The organism is Bifidobacterium sp. (genome assembly GCF_050874245.1).
Taxonomy (GTDB): domain Bacteria; phylum Actinomycetota; class Actinomycetes; order Actinomycetales; family Bifidobacteriaceae; genus Bifidobacterium.
The window spans coordinates 1-1494 of sequence record NZ_JBNMKH010000185.1 but is presented as its reverse complement, the minus strand read 5'-3'; the positions used below and the strand labels follow the sequence as shown (position 1 = coordinate 1494).

2 protein-coding genes are annotated in these 1494 nt (G+C 62.9%); both read left to right on the top strand.

The window, feature by feature from the left end; genetic code table 11:
* A partial coding sequence (locus ACR0P8_RS09735) for an aminotransferase class III-fold pyridoxal phosphate-dependent enzyme (RefSeq protein ID WP_432624852.1) occupies positions 1–561 on the top strand: 561 nt, incomplete at its 5' end.
* A 36-nt stretch (positions 562–597) separates the two neighbouring features.
* Positions 598–1494: ornithine carbamoyltransferase (gene argF / locus ACR0P8_RS09730; RefSeq protein WP_432624851.1), on the top strand; the 897-nt coding region annotated here is incomplete at its 3' end.

The window sequence follows — 1494 nt, the reverse complement described above, 5'->3', positions numbered from 1 at the left end:
GCGTTGCTCATCATCGACGAGGTCCAGACCGGCATCGGCCGTACCGGCTCATGGTTCGCGTTCCAGCGCGACGATCTTTCCGGCGGTGTCACACCTGACATCGTCACTTTCGCCAAGGGTGTCGGTGGCGGTTTCCCGATGGGTGGCATGATCTCCTTCGGCGCCGAACTGTCCGCGTTGTTCACCCCGGGTTCCCACGGCTCCACATTCGCAGGCAATCCATTGGGCGCCTCCGCCGCACTGGCCACATTGGATGTCATCGAAGAGGAAGGTCTTGTGGCCAACGCCGAGGCCCGCGGCGAACAACTGCGTGACGGTATCGTCTCCTGCGGCAATCCGCTGTTCGCCTCCGTCCGTGGCCGCGGTCTGCTCGACGCCGTGGAGCTTACGCACCCGTGTTCGCACGCGGCCATGAACTGGGCTTTGGAGCATGGCCTTATCATCAACGCCGTCGCGCCGAACGCATTGCGTCTCGCCCCACCGCTGATAGTCGCCGAACAGGACGTTGACCAGGCGGTGTCCATTCTCGCCAAGATTCCATCCGACCTGCCCAACGACTGACGTCGGCCAAAACCGTTTATTGAAAGGAGCCTTTCCATGGCAACACCCGAACTGCGCCATATGCTGCGCGATGATGATCTGAACCATGAGGAGCAGAAGCAGGTGTTGGAGCTTGCCATCAAGTTCCATAAGAACCGTTTCTACCATCAGCCGTTCGCCGGACCACAGGGCATTGCGGTGATCTTCGACAAGCCGAGCACCCGTACCCGCTCCAGCTTCTCCATCGGCGTGGCCGAACTCGGCGGCTACCCGCTGGTGATCGACAAGTCCGGATCCCAGCTGGGCCGTGGCGAGCCGGTGGCGGATACCGCCCGTGTGCTCGATCGCATGGCGTACGGCGTGGTGTGGCGCACCTTCGGTCAGGACCGTGTGGAGGAAATGGCCAAGTACAGCACGCACCCCGTGGTCAACGCTCTGACCGACGAGTTCCATCCCTGCCAGATCCTCGCTGACTTCCAGACCATCGCCGAGCATCGCGGCGGCGTGGACAATCTGAAGAACCAGACCATCGCCTATCTGGGCGATGCCGCCAACAACATGGCGAACTCGTACCTGCTTGGCGGCGCCGTCGCCGGCATGAACGTGCGCGTGGCTGGCCCCTACGGTTATCTGCCGGATCCGCAGATCGTGGCCGATGCCGAGGCCATCGCCGCCGAGAATGGTGGCTCCATCCTGGTCACCACCGATCCGAAGGAGGCTGTGGCCGGCGCCGACTGCGTGTTCACCGACACGTGGGTCTCCATGGGTGAGGAGGCGGAATACGCCATTCGTTCGAAGCCGTTCTGGGATTATCAGGTGAACGCCGAGCTCATGGCCCAGGCCAAGGACGATGCCATCTTCCAGCATTGTCTTCCGGCGTATCGCGGCAAGGAGGTCACCGCCGAGGTCATCGACGGTCCGCAGTCCGTGGTCTGGGACGAGGCCGGTAACCGC